Genomic DNA, 18220 nt, shown 5'->3' with positions numbered 1-18220 from the left:
TCTCGCACGTCGGCCGCGAGCGCGGCCGCGTTCATTCTGCCGGACGCTCCCTCGGGAGCAGCCGGGGGTGCGGGGCTCAGCCCGCGCGGGGCGGGGCGCCCGGTCCGGCGCTGATCTGCAGGGTGATCTCCGCGCCCCGGGAGACGCGCGACCCGGCGGGCGGGTTCGTCTGCGCGACCTTCCCTGCCGGGCGGTCGGAGGGGACCGGAGAAGTGTCGACGCGGACCGTGAAGCCGACGGAGCGCAGGCGTGAGGCCGCCGCAGAGGGGCTCTGGCCGGTGACCTGGGGCACGGCCTCCTGCGGAGCGTCGACGAGCGAGCGGACCGGAGCCGGGAACGCCGTCCCGCCGTACTTGGCGTCGGCGACGCGCATGATGCGCGGCCAGATCTGGTGGCGCACCTGACCGGCGTTCACCCGGTTGAGACTGAATCCGCGCATGGAGGTGAAGCCGGTCACGTTGCCGACCCAGGTGGCGGTGGCGACCTCGGTGCTCGCGCCGACCATCCACGTGTGCAGCGCGTCGTCCGTGGTGCCGGTCTTGCCGATGTGCGGCACCCCGGTGCGGGGGTTGGAGGGGGCGCCGGTGCCGCCCGTCACCACCTGCTGCAGGGCGTAGCCGGCGGTCGCGGCCACCTCCTCGGACATCCCCTGGCTGCACTCGGAGGCGGGCGGCGCGACGTCGGCGCCCGTGCGGTCGACGATGCGGTCGATCGCGATGGGCGTGCAGACGGTGCCCTTGTTCGCGAAGCCGGCGAAGGCCGTGGCCATCGTGAGCGGAGCGATCTCGTTGGTGCCGAGGATGGTCGGCGCGAGCTTCTGCAGCTCGGTCCCGTCGGCACGGTGCACGCCCATCGCCAGCGCCGTGTTGCGGATGCCGCAGAGGTCCAGCTGCTGGGCCATGGCGGCGAACGAGGTGTTGATCGAGCCGGTCGTGGCCTGCAGGGCCGTGGTCACTCCTCCGTTGCCGCCCTCGTCGTTCCCGGGGTTCCAGGACTCGCCGTAGTAGACGCCGTCGGGCTCGCAGCTGTCACGGAAGGTCGTGTAGGCGCGGCGGGTGCCGTCGACGCTCTCGCCGAGCGAGTGCCCCTCCTGCAGCCACTCCGCGAGGGTGAACACCTTGTAGGTCGAGCCGACCTGGAATCCCGAGGAGCCGCCGTACCCGAAGTCGGTGTTGTAGTTGACGCTCGTGTAGTTGGGGCCCGTCAGGTCCGGATCGTTGGAGTAGTCCTTGTTCTGGGTCATCGCGAGGATGCGGCCGGTGCCGACCTCGACCGAGACGCTCGCGCTGCCGATGTTCACGTTCGCCATCGACTTGGGCACCCAGTCGTCGGTGGCCGCGACGGCGGCCTGCTGCAGGTCGGAGTCGAGGGTCGTGTAGATCCGGTAGCCGCCGCGCTTGAAGGTGGCGTCGCGCTCGTCCTGACTCGCACCGAACGCGTCGTCGTTCTTGATGACCCAGGTGACGTAGTCGCAGAAGAAGGCCGCGACTCCGGCCGTCTGGCAGCCGGTGCTCGGCTCGGTGATGTCCGGCGTCACGGGCTCGGCGACGGCCGCCTGCGCCTGCTCGGACGTCACCTTCGACTCGAGGTCCATGCGGGTCACGATGTAGTCGCGCCGGTCCCGGGTCTGCGGGTAGCCCTCCGCGGCGGGGTTCGCCGGGTCGCCGGGCCGGTCGAAGCGGAACTTCTCGGGGTTGTTCACGATCGCGACGAGCGCGGCGGACTGCGCGAGCGAGAGGTCCTTCGCGCTCACTCCGAAGTAGTAGCGGGCGGCCGCCTCGACGCCGTAGACGGTGCCGCCGAACAGGGCGATGTTGAGGTAGCCCAGCAGGATGTCGTTCTTCGGGTACTCCTTCTCGAGCCCGATGGCGAGGCGCATCTCGGCGACCTTGCGCTCCGGAGTGGTCTCCGTGGCCTCGCGGTAGGCCGCGTCGCGCTCGATCGGATCGCTGAGCGCCTCCGCCTTCTGCACGAGCACGTTCTTGACGTACTGCTGCGTGATGGAGGAGCCGCCCTGGACGTCCCCGCCCATGGCCGTCGTCGCCGCCGCGCGGACGGTGCCGAGCAGATCGATGCCGCCGTGCTCGTAGAAGCGGGGGTCCTCGGAGGCGACCACGGCGTCCTTCACGAACGGCGAGATCTCGTCCCAGCCCACCTCGACGCGGTTCTGGGCGTAGAAGGAGGCGAGCAGCACGTCGCCGCCGGAGGAGTCCTTCGCGTACACGTCGCTCTTCTCGGCGAGCGTGCCGATCTCGAGGTACTCGGGGAGGTTGTCGAACATCTCCACCGTGTTGCCGGCGGCCATGCCGCTCAGCGCGATCGCCGGCGTCACCGAGGCGGCCACCAGGACTCCCGCGACGACGCTCATGGCGACGATGCCGATCAGACCGCCGACGGCGCCCCCGATGGTCTTCACGACTCTGGTCCCGCCCTGCCCCGACATAGAATCAGCGTAGTCGCCGCGCTCGGACGAGCCGCGGCGCTCATCCCGCCGACGCGCGGCGCTCAGCAGTCGTCCCGCACCGGCCGCACCCGAGGAGAGCCATGTCCGTCCCGCGCTGGGAGTACATCACCACCCCGCTGATGATCCACAACACCACGGCGATCCTGAACACCTGGGGATCCGAGGGCTGGGAGCTGGTCCAGATCGTGACCGGTCCCGAGGGCGGCCTCGTCGCGTACCTCAAGCGCCCCGTCGCCGAGGCCGGCGCGTGATCGCCGAGCGCCTCGCGGAGCTCGGCGTCGAGCTGCCCGCGGTCGCGGTCCCCGCCGGCGCCTACGTCCCCGCCGTCGTGCACGGCGGCCTCGTCTACACGGCGGGGCAGATCCCCTTCGTCGACGGCGCTCTGCCGCTGGTCGGCAAGGTCGGCGACGAGGTGTCGCCCGAGCAGGCGAAGGACCTGGCCCGCACCTGCGCCCTCAACGCGCTCGCGGCCGTCGCCGACGCGATCGGATCGCTCGACCGGGTGACGCGGATCGTGAAGCTCACCGGCTTCGTCGCGTCCGCCTCCGGCTTCACCGGGCAGCCCGGCGTGATCAACGGCGCCTCGGAGCTGCTCGGCGACGTGTTCGGCGAGCCCGGCCGTCACGCGCGCTCGGCCGTCGGAGTGGCGGAGCTGCCCCTCGGCGCTCCCGTCGAGGTCGAGCTGATCGTCGCCTTCGACTGACGCACCGCCCCCTCCGGCCCACGCGGTGGGAGGGGGCGTGCGGTGCCCGGTCAGTCCGCGGCGATCGCGGAGGAGATCACCGCCATCACCTGCGTGTCCGCGAGCGTCGTCGTGTCGCCCACGGCGCGTCCCTCCGCCACGTCGCGCAGTAGCCGGCGCATGATCTTCCCCGAGCGGGTCTTGGGCAGCTCCTGCACCACGAAGATCCGCTTCGGGCGGGCGATCGCGCCGATGTGCTCGGCGACGTGCGCCTTCAGGGTGGCCTCGAGCTCGTCGTGTCCGTGGGCCAGCGCCTCGGCCTGGCTCGCCTTCGCGATCACGAACGCGACCACGGCCTGGCCGGTGGTCTCGTCCGCGGCTCCCACGACGGCCGCCTCGGCGACGACCGGGTGCGAGACGAGGGCCGACTCGATCTCGGCCGTCGAGAGGCGGTGGCCGGAGACGTTCATCACGTCGTCCACGCGCCCCAGGAGCCAGAGGTCGCCGTCCTGGTCGCGACGCGCTCCGTCGCCCGCGAAGTAGCGGTCGCCGAACTTCGACCAGTAGGTCTCGACGTAGCGCTCCGGGTCGCCCCAGATGCCGCGCAGCATCGCCGGCCAGGGCTCGGTGATCACGAGCAGTCCGCCCTCGTCGGCGCCGACCGGCGTCCCGGAGTCGTCGACCACGTCGATCGAGATGCCCGGCAGAGCGACCTGCGCGGACCCGGGCTTGAGCGTCGTGACGCCGGGCAGAGGGGACACCATCATCGCGCCGGTCTCGGTCTGCCACCACGTGTCGACGATGGGGGTGCGGCCGCCGCCGATGACGTCGCGGTACCAGACCCACGCCTCCGGGTTGATCGGCTCGCCGACCGATCCGAGCAGGCGAAGGCTCGAGAGGTCGAAGCGCTGCGGGATCTGTCGGCCGAGCTTCATGAAGGAGCGGATCGCCGTGGGCGCCGCGTAGAGGATCGTCACGCCGTGCTTCTCGACGATCTCCCACCAGCGGCCGGGATGCGGGCTGTCCGGAGTGCCCTCGTACATCACCTGGGTGGCGCCGTTGGCGAGCGGGCCGTAGACGACGTAGCTGTGCCCGGTGATCCAGCCCACGTCCGCGGTCGACCAGTAGACGTCCGACTCGGGGTGCAGGTCGAAGACCGCGCGGTGCGTGAAGGCGACCTGGGTGAGGTACCCGCCGCTGGTGTGCAGGATGCCCTTGGGCTTCCCGGTCGTGCCGCTCGTGTAGAGGATGAAGAGGGGCTGCTCGGCGGGGAACGGCTTGGCGACGTGGTCGGCGTCGACCGCCACGATCTCCTCGTGCCACCAGAGGTCGCGCCCCTCGTGCCAGGCGACCTCGTTGCCTCCGCGGCGCACGACCAGGACGTGCTGGACGCTGGACTCGCCGCCGAGGGCGAGCGCGGCGTCGACCGCCGGCTTCAGGGGCGAGACGGCGCCCTTGCGCCAGCCGCCGTCGGCGGTGATGACGAGTGTCGCCTCCGCGTCGTCGATGCGCGCGCGCAGGCTCTCGGCGCTGAAGCCGCCGAAGACGACGGAGTGGACCGCCCCCAGCCGGGCGACGGCCAGCATCGCGATGACCGCCTCCGGGATCATGGGCAGGTAGATCGCGACGCGGTCGCCGGCGCGGACGCCGAGGCTCGTGAGCAGGTTCGCGGCGCGCTTCACCTCGGCGGTGAGCTCGGCGTAGGTGATCGAGCGGGAGTCGCCGGGCTCGCCCTCCCAGTGCAGGGCGACGCGGTCGCCGTGGCCGGCCAGGACGTGGCGGTCGAGGCAGTTGTAGGCGACGTTCAGCTCGCCGTCGTCGAACCACTTCGCGAACGGGGGCTCGCTCCAGTCGAGCGTGCGCGTGAACGGCCGGTGCCAGTGCAGGAGCTCGCGGCTCCGGTCGGCCCAGAAGGCGAGGCGGTCGGCCGCGGCCTCGTCGTAGAGCGCGGCGGTCGCGACCGCTCCGGCGGCGAGATCGGCCGGCGGCGGGAACCGGCGGGTCTCGTGGAGGAGGTTGTCGATGGCGTTCCGGTCGGCGGCCGGGGCGTCGGGGGGAGTGGACATCTGCGATTCGCTCCTTCGCGAGTGAGACGTTCGCCGGCCCGCGCGGTCGGCGTCGCACCACCGTAGCGCCCGCCTCCAGCGGGGATCGCCGAGCGCCGCAAGCTGAGTGCGGGGCGGGTGTCGGATAAGAGTCCGCAGAGAACAGGATCCGGGCTTGGCGAATCGCGTTCCGTCCCCTACAGTTGCATACGGCCGAATGAACTTCGGCCCAGCGGCGCAAGTGATTCCCCCCAATCCAGCGCCGCCGAGGCGGCACCTGTTCCCCCCAATGGGTGCCGCCCCCTTCTCCCCGCCGGTTCCGGCGGACGGACGCCCCCGCTCGAGCCCTGCTCGCGGGGGCGTTTCCGCGTTGCCGGGACGTCTCCTCGTCGACTGGGCTTCTCTGCGCCGTGGGGCCCCTCCTCGGAGAGGCTCCCTGCCGAGAGCTCCGGGCCGCCCCTGCGCGCGCGTCCGGCCCGGGTCGCTCCTCCACAGGCGCCGACGCGGGCGCCTCTCCTCCGATCGGGCAGGGAGCGCCCCGGCGCGCGGAACGGGCTCCTAGCGTGCCGGGATGACCCGCGACTTCGTCCCCCTCGTCCCCGCCGAGCACCGCCGCGACCCGCTGCCGGTGCGGCCCGCCGCCGCCGGTCTCGGGCTGCTCGCGCCGCACGCCGCGGACCCCGCGGTGACCGACCTCTTCGTGAACGGCGGCGCGGGCCTCTGGATCGACCGGGGCGGTGGTGCGGAGCGGGTTCCGGAGTGGACGCTCGACGCCGCCGGAGCACGGCGGCTGGCCGTCGCGCTGGTCGCGGCCGGTGGACGGCACGTCGACGAGGCGAGCCCGTGCGTGGACGTCAGGCTCCGCCACGGGGTCCGCGTGCACGTCGTGCTGCCGCCGGTGGCGACCGGGGGAGCGCTCGTGTCGGTGCGGGTGCCGCGGTCGGACTCCTGGACGCTCGGGGAGCTGCAGGCGGCCGGGATGCTGGACGACGACGGAGTGCGGCTTCTGCGCCGGGCGGTCCGCGAGCGGTGGAACCTGCTGATCACGGGAGCCGGAGGATCAGGCAAGACCACCCTGCTCGGCGCCCTGCTCGGGTGCGCGGCGCCGACCGAGCGGATCGTGGCCATCGAGGACGTCGGCGAGCTCCGGCCGGCGCACCCGCACGTCGTCTCGCTCGAGGCGCGGCAGCCCAACCTCGAGGGCGCCGGTGCCGTGGGCCTGGACCGGCTCGTGCGGGAGGCGCTGCGGATGCGTCCGGACCGCCTGGTCCTCGGCGAGTGCCGCGGCGTCGAGCTGCGCGAGCTGCTGTCCGCGCTGAACACCGGGCACGACGGCGGTGCGGGGACCCTCCACGCGAACTCCCTCGAGGACGTGCCCGCGCGTCTCGAGGCGCTCGGGGTCCTCGCGGGACTCGGGCCCGAGGCGATCGCCCGCCAGACGGTCAGCGCGATCGACCTGGTGCTCCACCTCGAGCGCCGCGACGGGCGGCGGCGGCTGGCGGCATTCGGGACGTTCGCGCTCGACGCGGCCGGCCGCCTGAGGGTCGAGGACGGGTCGCTCCCGAGCGCCTCGAGGTCGAACGCGTGACGGGCCGCGACGGGCTGGACGAGGTCGCGGCCGTCGTGCACCGACTGGCCGTCCTCCTCGCGGCGGGAGTGGCTCCCGCGTCGGCCCTCGGGCATCTCGCGGGGGCGGAGGGGGCGGACAGCGGGGACGCGCGGCGGCGGCGACTGCTCCGGGCGGTGTCGGAGGAGGCCGGCCGCGGGGGCGACGTGACGGAGGCGCTGCTGCGCGGGACGCCGGTTTCGCGGCGGAGCGGCTCGGAGCGGAAGCGGCCGCGACGGCGAGCGCCGGACACCGGTGAGGCGACCGCGTGGGCAGCGCTGGCCGCCGCGTGGCGGGTGGCCGCCGACTCCGGCGCGCCGGTCGCCGCCGCTCTCGGCGAGCTGGCGGAGTCCCTGCGCGAGCTTGCGCGCGCCCGCCGGGACATCGAGGTGGCTCTGGCCGGTCCCTCCGCCACCGGGAGGGTCGTGAGCGCGCTGCCGCTGGCGGCGCTGGGTCTGGGGGCACTGCTGGGCTTCGACGTGGTCGGCGTGCTCCTCGGGACGGTGCCCGGTGCGGTCTGCCTGGTCGGGGGAGCCGGGTTGATGGCGGCCGCGCACGCGTGGACGCGGCGCCTCGTCCGAAGCGCGGCCCCGGCCGATCCGGCGCCCGGGCTCGCGCTCGACCTCCTCTCGGTGGCGCTGGCCGGTGGCGGCTCGATCGAGTCGTCGCGCGCCCGGGTCGTGGCGGCGCTCGCCGAGTGCGGGCTCGACTCGGGCGAGCGCGTGCTCTCCGACGCGGACCCGGTGCTCGCCCTCTCCGCGGCGGCGGGCGTGCCGGCCGGACGCCTTCTCCGGAGCGAGGCGGCTCTGGTCCGGGCACGGGCGTCCTCCGGGGCGCGGGAGCGAGCCGCTCGGCTCGGCGTGACCCTGATGCTGCCGCTCGGGATCTGCGTGCTGCCGGCGTTCCTGCTGCTCGGAGTGGCTCCGATGGTCGTCTCGGTGCTGCTCTCGACGTTCTCGGTGGCGGCGTGACGCGGTCGACCGCTCCTCCACAGGGGCGGGATCGGGAGGCGTCTCCACGGATCGGCCGGAGGGTCGATCGGTGGGATCGGGAGTCAGCGATCCTCGGAGGAGGGGCACGGAGCGGGGCGGAACGGAGCAGGACGGATGAGAAGTGACACGGCGATCAGCGGCGGGGGAGTCTCCCGGAGTCGAGGACTCGGTAGGAGCAGGGATGCGGGAAGTGGTGTGCCCGGAACGAGCCGGGGCTCGAGGAGCGGCGGAGGTGCGGCGTCCGGCGGAGGAACTGGCATCGACGTCTCCGCGGGGCGCGTCGAGTGGCGCCGACCCGGGTGGGGAGGTCTCGGCGCTCTGGGCGACGAGGAGGGGTCGGCGACGGCGGAGTACGCGATCGCGACGATGGCCGCGGTCGGCTTCGCCGGACTGCTCGTGGTCATCCTCAAGGGCGACGAGGTGCGGAGCATCCTGACCGACCTGGTGACCCGCGCGCTCACCGCGGCGGGATGAGAGGCCTTCCGCTGCTGCGCGGGCGGCTCGTCCAGGAGGAGGGCTCGGCCACTGCCGAGCTCGCGCTCGTGCTCCCGGCGGTGGTCGCGGTGCTGGCGCTGTGCCTGGGGTCGGTGGCGGCCTCGGCGCAGTACGTCCGGCTCGTCGACGCGGCCGCCGACGCGGCCCGGTCCGCGGCCCGGGGCGACGACCCCCGCGCGCCGCTCGCCCGGGTGACGGGGGCGTCGCTCACGGCGGGGGAGCAGGACGGACTGGTCTGCGTCGACGTCGCGGCCCGGCTGCGCCCGCTCCCGGCGGTGTCGCTCCCGGTCTCGGTGCGGTCCTGCGCGCTGGGCGGGGGCGGATGATCCGCCGGCTCCCCGGGGCTGTCCGCGACCGGGAGGAGGGATCGGCCGCGGTCGTGGCGATCGGAGTCGTCGCGGGCACGATCCTGGTGACGGCCGCCGTCCTCGCCGGATGCGCAGGAGTCGTCGGGCACCAGCGAGCGGTCGCCGCCACGGACGCCTCGTCCCTGGCAGCGGCCGACGTCGCCTCCGGCCTGCTGGCCGGGGATCCGTGCGGACGTGCCGCCGCCGTGGCCCGCGCGAACGGCGCCGAGCTCGTCCTCTGCGACGTCGACGGCGGCGTCGCGAGAACGGAGGCGGCCGTCGCCGCGGGTCCGCTCTCCCTCACGGCGCGGTCGAGGGCCGGCCCGCCGCCCTGAGGGCGGAGGCAGCAGCGGGCGTCGTCCGGACCGAGGTCCGGACGACGCCGCGGGAGCGCGTCAGTCGGAGGAGAGTCGCTGGTACCGGTACGCGGCGGCGGTCGGCAGGGCGCCCGCGCCCTCGTCGTGCTCGAGGCCGCCGGCGAGGAGGTAGATGTAGCGGGAGCCCGCCCTCGCCCCGGGGATCTCGAGGCGTGCGGCGGGGGCCTGATCGTCGCCGTATCCCCGGCGGAGGGTCTTGCCCTCCAGCGGTCCGTCGAGGAGCTTGGCCGTGTAGGCGGAGGTCGTGGTGGTGTGCGTCGTTGCCATGCCTCATCATGCGCCGATCGGCGCCGCGCGTCACCCCCGCCGACGGCAGGCCGGGCAGGCGGCTCCGAGGCCGTGTCCAGCGTCCTCCCGAGGTCCCCGTGTCCTCGGGAGGGGGCAGGACGTCCGGGGTCAGTGTGTATGGTGTGCCTGTCGGGCGCCCCCGCCGATGGGGACGCGTCGCCGTTCCCCGCACCACGTCGCCGCGCACCGTCTCCCCGCAGCAGGGGACGTCGGACCACTGGTCGTCCGACCCGACAGCACCAATCGAGGAGAACTGTGTCCGGCACGAAGAAGCTGGTGATCGTCGAGTCGCCGGCGAAAGCCAAGACCATCGCCCAGTACCTGGGCGACGGCTACGAGGTGCTCGCCTCCGTCGGGCACATCCGCGACCTCATCGAGCCGAAGAACCTCCCCCCGGAGCTGAAGAAGGGCCCGCTGGGCAAGTTCTCCGTCGACGTCGACAACGGCTTCGAGCCCTACTACGTCGTCTCCGACCAGAAGAAGAAGACGGTCGCCGACCTCAAGCGCGCGCTGAAGAACGCCGACGAGCTCTACCTCGCCACTGATGAGGACCGCGAGGGCGAGGCCATCGCGTGGCACCTCCTCGAGGAGCTCAAGCCCAAGGTCCCCGTGCACCGCATGGTCTTCCACGAGATCACGAAGGACGCGATCCAGAAGGCGCGCGACAACACCCGGGACATCGACACCTCCCTGGTCGACGCCCAGGAGACCCGCCGCATCCTCGACCGCCTCTACGGCTACGAGATCTCGCCCGTGCTGTGGCGCAAGGTCGGCCCCGGGCTCTCGGCCGGTCGGGTGCAGTCGGCCGCGACACGCCTGGTGGTCGACCGCGAGCGGGAGCGCCTGGCGTTCGTGTCGGCGAGCTACTGGGACCTCGCCACCGTGCTCGCACCCGAGTCGGACGCCGCGGCGGGCTTCGACGCCCGCCTGGCGCGGCTCGACGGCAAGCGGATCGGAAGCGGCCGCGACTTCGACGACCGCGGTCAGCTGAAGGGCGACGTCACCGTCCTCGACGAGTCCACCGCCGGTGCCCTCGCCGAGGCGCTGCGCGACCCCGCCACCACGGTCCGGGTCTCGAACCTCGAGTCCAAGCCGTACTCGCGCCGCCCCGCCGCCCCGTTCACCACGTCCACACTCCAGCAGGAGGCGGCGCGCAAGCTCCGCTTCTCGGCGCGCCAGACGATGAGCGTCGCGCAGTCGCTCTACGAGAACGGCTTCATCACCTACATGAGGACCGACTCGCCCGGGCTCTCGCAGCAGGCGCTGAACGCCGCACGCACTCAGGCCGCGTCCCTCTACGGAGCCGAGACCGTGCCGGACAAGCCCCGCCTGTACTCCGGCAAGAACAAGAACGCGCAGGAGGCGCACGAGGCCATCCGGCCCGCGGGCGAGACCTTCCGCACCCCGGACCAGCTCTCGGGCACCCTCCGCGGCAACGACCTCCGCCTCTACGAGCTCATCTGGAAGCGCACCGTCGCCTCGCAGATGGCCGACGCCAAGGGCTCGACCGCCACCGTGACGCTGCTCGCCGAGCCGGCCGGCGATGTCGCGAAGACCGCCGAGTTCACCGCCTCCGGAACCGTCATCACCTTCCGCGGATTCCTCCTCGCCTACGAGGAGGGGCGCGACGAGGAGCGTCACGGCGCCCGCGACGAGAAGGACGCCAAGCTGCCGGTGCTCGAGGTCGGCCAGAGCCTGGTCGTCGCCGAGGTCGAGGCCAAGGGCCACGAGACCTCGCCGCCCCCGCGCTACACGGAGGCGAGCCTGGTCAAGGCGCTCGAGGAGCTCGGCATCGGCCGGCCCTCCACCTACGCGTCGATCATCTCCACCATCGTCGACCGCGGCTACGTCACTCCGCGCGGCACCGCCCTCGTGCCCAACTGGATCGCCTTCTCGGTGGTCCGGCTGCTCGAGGACTTCTTCTCCGACCTGGTGGAGTACGACTTCACCGCCGAGATGGAGGGCGACCTCGACCGCATCGCCGGCGGCGAGGAGGACCGCGTCGCCTGGCTCAACCGCTTCTACTTCGGCGGAGGCACGCACCCCGGGCTCCGACACGTCGTGGACAACCTCGGCGAGATCGATGCGAAGAGCATCAACTCCGTCCGGATCACCGACGACATCACCCTGCGCATCGGCAAGTACGGCCCCTACCTCGAGGTGGCCCAGGAGGAGGGGCAGGAGACGCCGCGTCGCGTCAACCTGCCGCTCGAGCTGGCTCCCGACGAGCTCACGCCCGCCAAGGCGCAGGAGCTCGTCGACGCCCCGGTGCAGACCGACCGCGTGCTGGGAAGCAACCCCGACTCGGGCAAGACCGTCGTCGTCAAGGACGGGCGCTTCGGCCCCTACGTGACCGAGGTCGATCCGGAGCCGGAGACCGCGGCGGATCCCGCCACCGGGGAGGTCGTCGAGCCCGTGCCCGCGAAGCGCGGCGCGAAGAAGCCCGCTGTCGTGAAGCCGCGCACCTCCTCCCTCTTCAAGTCCATGGACGTCGCGTCGATCGACCTGGCGACGGCGCTGCGCCTGCTCGACCTGCCGCGCACGGTCGGTGACGACCCCGAGAGCGGCGAGCCGATCACGGCTCAGAACGGCCGGTACGGCCCGTACATCAAGAAGGGCACCGACAGCCGGTCGCTCACCAGCGAGGACCAGATCTTCGAGGTCGACCTGCCGACGGCGCTCGAGATCTTCGCCCAGCCGAAGTACGGGGCGCGACGCGCGTCGAGCGCGCTGAAGGAGTTCGAGGCGGACCCCGTCAGCGGCAAGCCGATCCGGATCCGCGACGGACGCTTCGGCGCCTACGTGACCGACGGCGAGACCAACGTCACGATCTCCAAGGGCCTGACGATCGAGGAGATCGACTTCGAGCAGGCGGTCCAGATGCTCGCCGACAAGCGCGCGAAGGGCCCGGCCAAGAAGGCTCCGGCCAAGCGCGCGCCGGCCAGGAAGCCCGCGGCGAAGACGACCGCGGCCAAGACGACGGCGGCCAAGACGACGGCGGCGAAGACGACGGCGGCGAAGACCGCGGCCGCGAAGACCACCACGGCTGAGACCACCGCGGCCAAGACGACCGCGGCGAAGACGACCGCGGCCGCCAAGAAGACGACCGCAGCGAAGAAGCCCGCCGCGCCCCGCGCCACCGCCGCGAGCCGCGCGGCCGCGGCGGCCGCCGCCGAGACGTCGGACGCGACGGAGTCGTGACCGGGCTGTTCGTCACCCTCGAGGGCGGGGACGGCGCGGGCAAGACCACGCAGGCCCGGCTGCTCGAGGAGTGGCTGGGCACGCGGGGCGAGACCGTCGTCCGCACCCGCGAGCCCGGAGGCACCGAGGTGGGCCTGCAGATCCGCGAGATCGTTCTGCACCACCGCGGCGAGATCGACCCGCGGGCCGAGGCCCTGCTCTACGCGGCGGACCGCGCCCAGCACATCGGGACGCTCGTGCGACCGGCGCTCGAGCGCGGCGAGGTCGTCGTGCAGGACCGCTACATCGACTCCTCCGTCGCCTACCAGGGAGCCGGGCGGGTCCTCGACGCCGTCGAGGTCCGGCGGCTCTCGGAGTGGGCCACCCACGACCTGAGGCCAGACCTCACCGTCCTGCTCGACCTCGACCCCGCCGTCGCGCGGGGCCGGCTCGACGCGGCCCGCACCCGCTTCGACCGGCTGGAGGCCGAGAAGGCGGAGTTCCACGGGCGCGTGCGCGAGGCGTTCCTGGCGATCGCCGAGACGGACGCCGAGCGCTTCCTCGTCGTGGACGCCGCTCTCCCCGTCGAGGAGATCGCGGCCGCGGTGCGGGAGCGGGTCGCCGTCCTCCTCGACGGCGCGTCGGCTGTCGGTGCTCGCGGTTAGCCTGGTTGCATGACCGTCTGGAGCCAGCTCGTCGGGCAGGAGCACGCCATCGGCGCCCTGCAGGACGCCTCGACGCCCCGGGACGACCGTGGCCGGGAGTCGTCGTCGATGACGCACTCCTGGCTCATCACCGGCCCTCCCGGGTCCGGCCGCTCGAACCTCGCCTACGCGTTCGCCTCCGCACTGCTCTGCCGCCACGGCGGCTGCGGGGAGTGCCCCGACTGCCGCCAGGTCGCCGCCCGCTCCCATCCCGACCTCGCCGTGCTGACCACCGAGCGCGTGATCATCTCGATCGACGAGGTGCGGCGGCTGGTCAGCAGCTCGCAGTACTCGCCCTCGGTGTCGCGCTACCGCGTCATGGTCATCGAGGACGCCGACCGGATGAGCGAGCGCACGTCCAACGTGCTGCTGAAGGCGCTCGAGGAGCCGCCGGAGCGCACGGTCTGGATCCTGTGCGCCCCGAGCGAGGCCGATCTGCTCCCCACCATCCGCTCCCGCGTCCGCTCCGTGCGGCTCCGCGTGCCGAGCGTCGAGGACGTCGCCGGTCTCCTCGAGCGCCGCGACGGGGTCGACCCCGAGACCGCCGAGCGCGCCGCCCGCCAGGCTCAGAGCCACATCGGGATGGCGCACCGCCTGGCGACCGACGCGAACGCGCGCGAGCGGCGCGAGGAGACGCTCCGCATCGCCCTGCGCCTCCGCGGCGTCTCGGACGCGGTGCTCGGCGCTGCGCGGATGATCGAGGTCGCGACCGAGGACGCCAAGGCGATCACGCTCGAGCGCGACGAGGCCGAGCGGCAGCAGGCGCTGCGCTCGCTCGGCGTCGAGCCCGGGGGCACCGTGCCCGCGCAGCTCCGCTCGCAGCTGCGGGCGCTCGAGGAGGACCAGAAGCGACGCGCGACGCGGAGCCTCCGCGACGGCCTCGACCGGATCCTCGTCGACCTGCTCTCCCTCTACCGCGACGTGGTGCGCCTCCAGCTCGGAGCGCCCGGCGGCGTCATCAACGAGGAGGTCCGGACCGAGATGACCGCGCTCGCCGACGCGACTCCGCCCGACCGCACGCTCGCCGTCCTCGACGCGATCGCGACCGCCCGGCAGCGGATCGACGCGAACGTCTCCCCGGTCCTCGCTCTCGAGGCGCTGCTCGTCGTCGCGGCGCGCCGCCCGGTGGCCGCGTGAGGCGGGGGCGCCGGTCGGCCGTCGTCGTTGCGCTCGCCGCGGCCGCGTCCCTCCTGACCGGCTGCTTCGCGCCCGGCCCGAGCGTCGACCGGACCTCCACCCCCTATCCGCAGACCGTCGACGACTCCCTGGAGCGCTACTACTCGCAGGTGCTGGTCTGGGACGACTGCGGCGACGGCGCTCTCTGCACCGACGCGACAGTCCCGCTCGACTGGGACGACCCCTCGGGGGAGACGGCGTCGATCGCCCTGGTGCGCCGACCCGCGACGAAGGGCCCGGCGATCGGGTCCCTGCTCGTGAATCCGGGCGGACCGGGAGCGTCGGGCGTCGACTTCGTCCGCGACAGCGCCGACTACGCGGTCGACTCCGCGCTCGCCGCCCGGTACGACGTCGTCGGCTTCGATCCGCGCGGAGTGGGCGCCTCCACCGCGGTCTCCTGCCTCGACGCCGCGGGCCTCGACTCCTACCTCTACGACATCACGCCCGGGGAGCGGGGCAGCGACGAGTGGGTCCAGGCGCAGCGCACGTCCGCCGCTGCGTTCGCCGCCGCCTGCCAGGAGCGCAGCGGGCCGCTGCTGCCCGAGGTCGGCACCCCGAGCGCCGCCCGTGATCTCGACGTGCTGCGCGCGGCACTCGGCGACGAGACGCTGCACTACCTCGGGTACTCCTACGGCACGTTCCTCGGAGCGACCTACGCCGGGCTGTTCCCGGACCGGGTCGGCCGCCTCGTCCTCGACGGCGCGATCGACCCGGCGGCCACCTCGTTCGACGTGGTGCGCGAGCAGGCGAAGGGGTTCGAGAGCGCACTGCGCGCCTACCTCTCCGACTGCCTCCGCTCGGACGACTGCCCGTTCACCGGCACCGTCGACGCGGGGATGGCCCAGCTGAAGCGCATGCTCGAGGACGTGGACGCCTCGCCGATCCGGGCCGCCGACGGCCGTGAGCTCGGCGCGAGCACGCTGTTCACCGCGATCGTCTACCCGCTCTACGACGCCACGGCGTGGGGAGCGCTGAGCGAGATGCTGGCCGGCGTCCGCCGGGGCGACCCCGCGGTCGCGTTCCAGTACGCGGACGCCTACAACGGGCGCGACGCGGACGGCCGGTACGCGGACAACACCACCGAGGCGTTCCTCGCGATCAACTGCGTCGACTACTCCTACGACGCCGACACCGCCTCGATGCGCGCCGACGAGGCCGCTCTCGAGCAGGCCGCGCCGACGATCGGCCGCTACATGGCCTACGGCGACATCCTCTGCAGCGAGTGGCCGGCGGCGTTCGAGGGCTCCCGCGAGCCGATCACCGCGGAGGGCTCGGCGCCCATCCTGGTCGTGGGCACCACGAACGATCCCGCGACGCCCTACGTATGGGCGCAGGCGCTCGCGGGCGAGCTCTCCGCCGGTCACCTGGTCACCTACGACGGCGAGGGCCACACGGCCTACAACAAGTCGACGTCCTGCGTGAACGACGCGGTCGACGCGTACCTGCTCGAGGGGACCGTCCCGGAGGTGGATCCGCAGTGCTGACCGAGCAGGAGCGGTCCCGCGAGCAGCAGCCCGGGCTCCGCGAGCGCAAGCGCCTGGCCACGCGGCGGGCGATCGAGATCGCCGTCCTCCGCCTGGCGAGCGAGCGCGGGCCGGAGCGGGTGACCATCGACGACGTCTCGCGCGCCGCCGACGTCTCCACGCGCACCTTCTTCAACTACTTCGCCTCGAAGGAGGACGCGCTGGTCGGCGGGCTCCCGGTCATCGCCGACGAGACGGCGGCGGCGTTCGTCGCGGGCCGGGGCGCCGTGCTCGAGGACCTGCAGCGGGTCTTCGTCGCCGCGATGGAGGAGCCGCTCGAGGAGGATCGGGAGCTGCACGTCCTCCGCCGCGCGCTCTTCCGCGAGCACCCGCATCTGGTCGGTCTGAAGATCGCGGGCATGCGCGAGTTCGAGCTCGCGGTCGAGGGGCTCGTCGCCGAGCGTCTCGGCCAGGAGGACGACGACGCGGAGCGGGTGCGCAGCCGGGCGCGGATGCTGACGCTCCTCGGGCTCGCCGCCGTCCGCCACGCCTGGGCGGCCTGGGTCGATCACGACGGCCGGGAGGCCCTGCCCGGACGCATCGCCCGCTCCTTCGAGGAGCTCCGCGGCGCGCTCGCCTGAGCCGAGCGCGGCGGTCGCCGCCGCCGTCGCGGAGCCTCTGCTCGACCGCGCCGTCCTGATTCACGCCCGGGGGCGCGAGCAGGCTATGCTGTGTAATCGTGTCCGGGGCTCAGGCCCCGCGTGCACGCCGCCTTAGCTCAGTCGGCAGAGCGTCTCACTCGTAATGAGAAGGTCGTGGGTTCGATTCCCACAGGCGGCTCCCTCTCCCGTCATCCGCGACGTCCCGGCCGGATCCGCGAGTTCCCGGCCTCATCCGCGGCGTCCAGGTCGCGTCGATCTCGCGTCGCTACCCTGTTGCGGATGACCGACACGCCTCCTCCCCGCCGTCGCCGCACTCTCGTGGTCGCCGCGGTGCTCGTGGCCGCCGTGCTCGGTGGCGGCGCCTTCGGCGTGGGGACGGCCCTCGGCAGCGCCGCGGAGCCCGGGGCGCTGCCCGTCGTCTCGACCCCGACCGCCACCGCGACTCCCGCACCGACGCCGACGGCCACGGCGCGGCCCACCGCCGAAGCGGCGGCCGAGGCACTCCGCACCTGCTCGGTGGCGGGGCTCGCCGCCGACCCGCGCCTGGGCTCGATGCAGGCGCGTGTGGTCGACGCCGCGACGGGCGAGGTCCTGTTCGACCGCGGGGGCGGGACCGCGTCCCGCACCGCCTCCGCCCTCAAGATCCTCACGGCCGCGTCGGCGCTCGCGGTCCTCGGCCCGGACACGCGCATCGCCACCACCGTGGTCCGCGGGAGCGAGCCCGGAAGCGTCGTCCTCGTCGGCGGGGGAGACCTCACCCTGACCCGGCTCCCGACCGGCCGGGAGTCGACCTACGCCGGAGCGGCCCACCTCGACGACCTCGCGGCGCAGGTCGAGAGCGCCTGGGAGGCGGACCCGTCCACCGCCGGGACGCCGATCACGTCGCTGGTGCTCGACTCCTCTCTCTACTCGGGCGAGACCTGGCAGCCGAGCTGGAACCGCAAGGAGCAGGTCGACGGCTACATGCCCGAGATCACGGCGCTCCAGGTGGACGGCGATCGCGAGGACCCCACGGCCTCGACCTCCGAGCGCGGCACGGATCCGGTCGGCCGGGCCGGAGAGGCGTTCGCCGACGAGCTGGACGGCTCGCCCGTGGTCTCCACCGGGACCGCTCCCGCGGGCGCCGCGGTTCTCGGCACGGTGGAGTCGGCTCCGGTCGGCACGCTCGTGCAGCAGATGCTGCTCGTCTCCGACAATGCGATCGCCGAGATGCTCGCGCGGCTCGTCGCGATCCGCACCGGCGCGGGCAGCGACTTCGCTGCCGAGCAGGCCGGTGTGCTGCAGGGGCTCGCCGGTTACGGCGTCGACACGTCCGGGATCGCGATCGTCGACGGCTCCGGCCTGAGCGACGACAACGCGGTCGCGCCGGCGTACTTCACCGAGCTGCTCCGGAAGGTGCAGGCCCGCGAGGGGCAGCTGGGGATCCTCCTGGACGGCCTGCCGGTGTCGGGCCGGACGGGCTCGCTCTCCTACTCCGACCGCTTCGCCGGCGACAACGCCGCGGCCGACGGCGCAGTGCGGGCGAAGACGGGCTGGATCGACACCGGCTACACCCTGGCCGGCGTGGTCACCGCGGCGGACGGCACCGAGCTGACCTTCGCGGTCTACGCTCTCGGCGACGTCTCCGACTCGGCGAAGACCGCGATCGACACCCTCGTGACGGGCGTCTACCGCTGCGGATCCTCGCTCTCCGACTCCTGACCCGGACGGGTCGACCTCCCGCTCCTCCTCTCCACCTC

The 18220-nt window shown here is 73.4% G+C and carries 16 protein-coding genes and 1 tRNA gene; 14 read left to right on the top strand and 3 right to left on the bottom strand.

Annotation, left to right across the window (positions count from 1 at the left end; translation table 11 throughout):
* Positions 1 to 76: 76 nt before the first annotated feature.
* Complete coding sequence (locus C5C57_RS09645) at positions 77 to 2443, bottom strand: transglycosylase domain-containing protein (RefSeq protein ID WP_104297551.1); 2367 nt, start codon at positions 2441 to 2443, stop codon at positions 77 to 79.
* Between the two features lie 101 nt (positions 2444 to 2544).
* Between C5C57_RS09645 and C5C57_RS18110 the strand changes: the two genes are divergently transcribed.
* Positions 2545 to 2715 (top strand): hypothetical protein, encoded by a 171-nt coding sequence (locus tag C5C57_RS18110; RefSeq protein WP_164861113.1) that lies wholly within the window; start codon positions 2545 to 2547, stop codon positions 2713 to 2715.
* Positions 2712 to 3167: a RidA family protein gene (locus C5C57_RS09640; RefSeq protein ID WP_219813481.1), complete on the top strand. Its 456-nt coding sequence runs from the start codon at positions 2712 to 2714 to the stop codon at positions 3165 to 3167. The genes C5C57_RS18110 and C5C57_RS09640 overlap by 4 nt, the downstream gene beginning before the upstream one ends.
* 50 nt (positions 3168 to 3217) lie before the next feature.
* Here C5C57_RS09640 and acs read toward each other — a convergent pair whose 3' ends face one another.
* Positions 3218 to 5212, bottom strand: coding sequence for an acetate--CoA ligase (gene acs, locus C5C57_RS09635; protein WP_104233737.1), 1995 nt, complete (start codon positions 5210 to 5212; stop codon positions 3218 to 3220).
* A 550-nt stretch (positions 5213 to 5762) separates the two neighbouring features.
* Here acs and C5C57_RS09630 point away from each other — a divergent pair.
* The 5 genes from C5C57_RS09630 (at position 5763) to C5C57_RS09610 (ending at position 8966) form a co-directional block, all read left to right on the top strand.
* Positions 5763 to 6779: a TadA family conjugal transfer-associated ATPase gene (locus tag C5C57_RS09630; RefSeq protein WP_104297550.1), complete on the top strand. Its 1017-nt coding sequence runs from the start codon at positions 5763 to 5765 to the stop codon at positions 6777 to 6779.
* The gene (locus C5C57_RS09625) at positions 6776 to 7768 is read left to right on the top strand and encodes a type II secretion system F family protein (protein ID WP_104227249.1); all 993 of its coding nucleotides are present in this window, start codon (positions 6776 to 6778) and stop codon (positions 7766 to 7768) included. Before C5C57_RS09630 ends, C5C57_RS09625 begins: the two co-directional genes overlap by 4 nt.
* Before the next feature lie 216 nt (positions 7769 to 7984).
* Positions 7985 to 8263 (top strand): DUF4244 domain-containing protein, encoded by a 279-nt coding sequence (locus C5C57_RS09620; RefSeq protein WP_244229600.1) that lies wholly within the window; start codon positions 7985 to 7987, stop codon positions 8261 to 8263.
* Complete coding sequence (locus tag C5C57_RS09615) at positions 8260 to 8610, top strand: TadE family type IV pilus minor pilin (protein ID WP_104222193.1); 351 nt, start codon at positions 8260 to 8262, stop codon at positions 8608 to 8610. The genes C5C57_RS09620 and C5C57_RS09615 overlap by 4 nt, the downstream gene beginning before the upstream one ends.
* Entirely contained in the window at positions 8607 to 8966 is a 360-nt protein-coding gene (locus C5C57_RS09610) for an Rv3654c family TadE-like protein (RefSeq protein WP_104297549.1), read from the top strand. Before C5C57_RS09615 ends, C5C57_RS09610 begins: the two co-directional genes overlap by 4 nt.
* A gap of 60 nt (positions 8967 to 9026) precedes the next feature.
* Here the strand turns inward: C5C57_RS09610 and C5C57_RS09605 are convergent, their stop codons facing one another.
* On the bottom strand, positions 9027 to 9275 hold the full coding sequence (locus tag C5C57_RS09605) for a hypothetical protein (RefSeq protein WP_104222197.1): 249 nt from the start codon (positions 9273 to 9275) through the stop codon (positions 9027 to 9029).
* Between the two features lie 276 nt (positions 9276 to 9551).
* On the opposite strand from C5C57_RS09605, the gene topA reads away from it, so the two are divergent.
* The 7 genes from topA to dacB all read left to right on the top strand — a co-directional run bounded on the left by topA (position 9552) and on the right by dacB (position 18182).
* Positions 9552 to 12497, top strand: coding sequence for a type I DNA topoisomerase (gene topA / locus C5C57_RS09600; protein WP_104247326.1), 2946 nt, complete (start codon positions 9552 to 9554; stop codon positions 12495 to 12497).
* Entirely contained in the window at positions 12494 to 13141 is a 648-nt protein-coding gene (gene tmk, locus C5C57_RS09595; RefSeq protein WP_104267511.1) for a dTMP kinase, read from the top strand. The genes topA and tmk overlap by 4 nt, the downstream gene beginning before the upstream one ends.
* A gap of 9 nt (positions 13142 to 13150) precedes the next feature.
* Complete coding sequence (locus C5C57_RS09590) at positions 13151 to 14317, top strand: DNA polymerase III subunit delta' (RefSeq protein WP_104222203.1); 1167 nt, start codon at positions 13151 to 13153, stop codon at positions 14315 to 14317.
* Positions 14314 to 15840, top strand: a complete 1527-nt coding sequence (locus tag C5C57_RS09585) for an alpha/beta hydrolase (RefSeq protein WP_104247329.1) — start codon at positions 14314 to 14316, stop codon at positions 15838 to 15840. The genes C5C57_RS09590 and C5C57_RS09585 overlap by 4 nt, the downstream gene beginning before the upstream one ends.
* Positions 15834 to 16460: a TetR/AcrR family transcriptional regulator gene (locus tag C5C57_RS18105; protein WP_181027157.1), complete on the top strand. Its 627-nt coding sequence runs from the start codon at positions 15834 to 15836 to the stop codon at positions 16458 to 16460. The genes C5C57_RS09585 and C5C57_RS18105 overlap by 7 nt, the downstream gene beginning before the upstream one ends.
* A 126-nt stretch (positions 16461 to 16586) precedes the next feature.
* A tRNA-Thr gene (locus C5C57_RS09575) sits at positions 16587 to 16659 on the top strand.
* A 101-nt stretch (positions 16660 to 16760) separates the two neighbouring features.
* The gene (gene dacB / locus C5C57_RS09570) at positions 16761 to 18182 is read left to right on the top strand and encodes a D-alanyl-D-alanine carboxypeptidase/D-alanyl-D-alanine-endopeptidase (protein ID WP_104233727.1); all 1422 of its coding nucleotides are present in this window, start codon (positions 16761 to 16763) and stop codon (positions 18180 to 18182) included.
* Positions 18183 to 18220 lie beyond the last annotated feature (38 nt).

It is taken from the genome of Rathayibacter sp. AY1C5 (assembly GCF_002931705.1).
Lineage (GTDB): Bacteria > Actinomycetota > Actinomycetes > Actinomycetales > Microbacteriaceae > Rathayibacter.
This window is presented reverse-complemented; position numbering and strand designations above follow the sequence as displayed.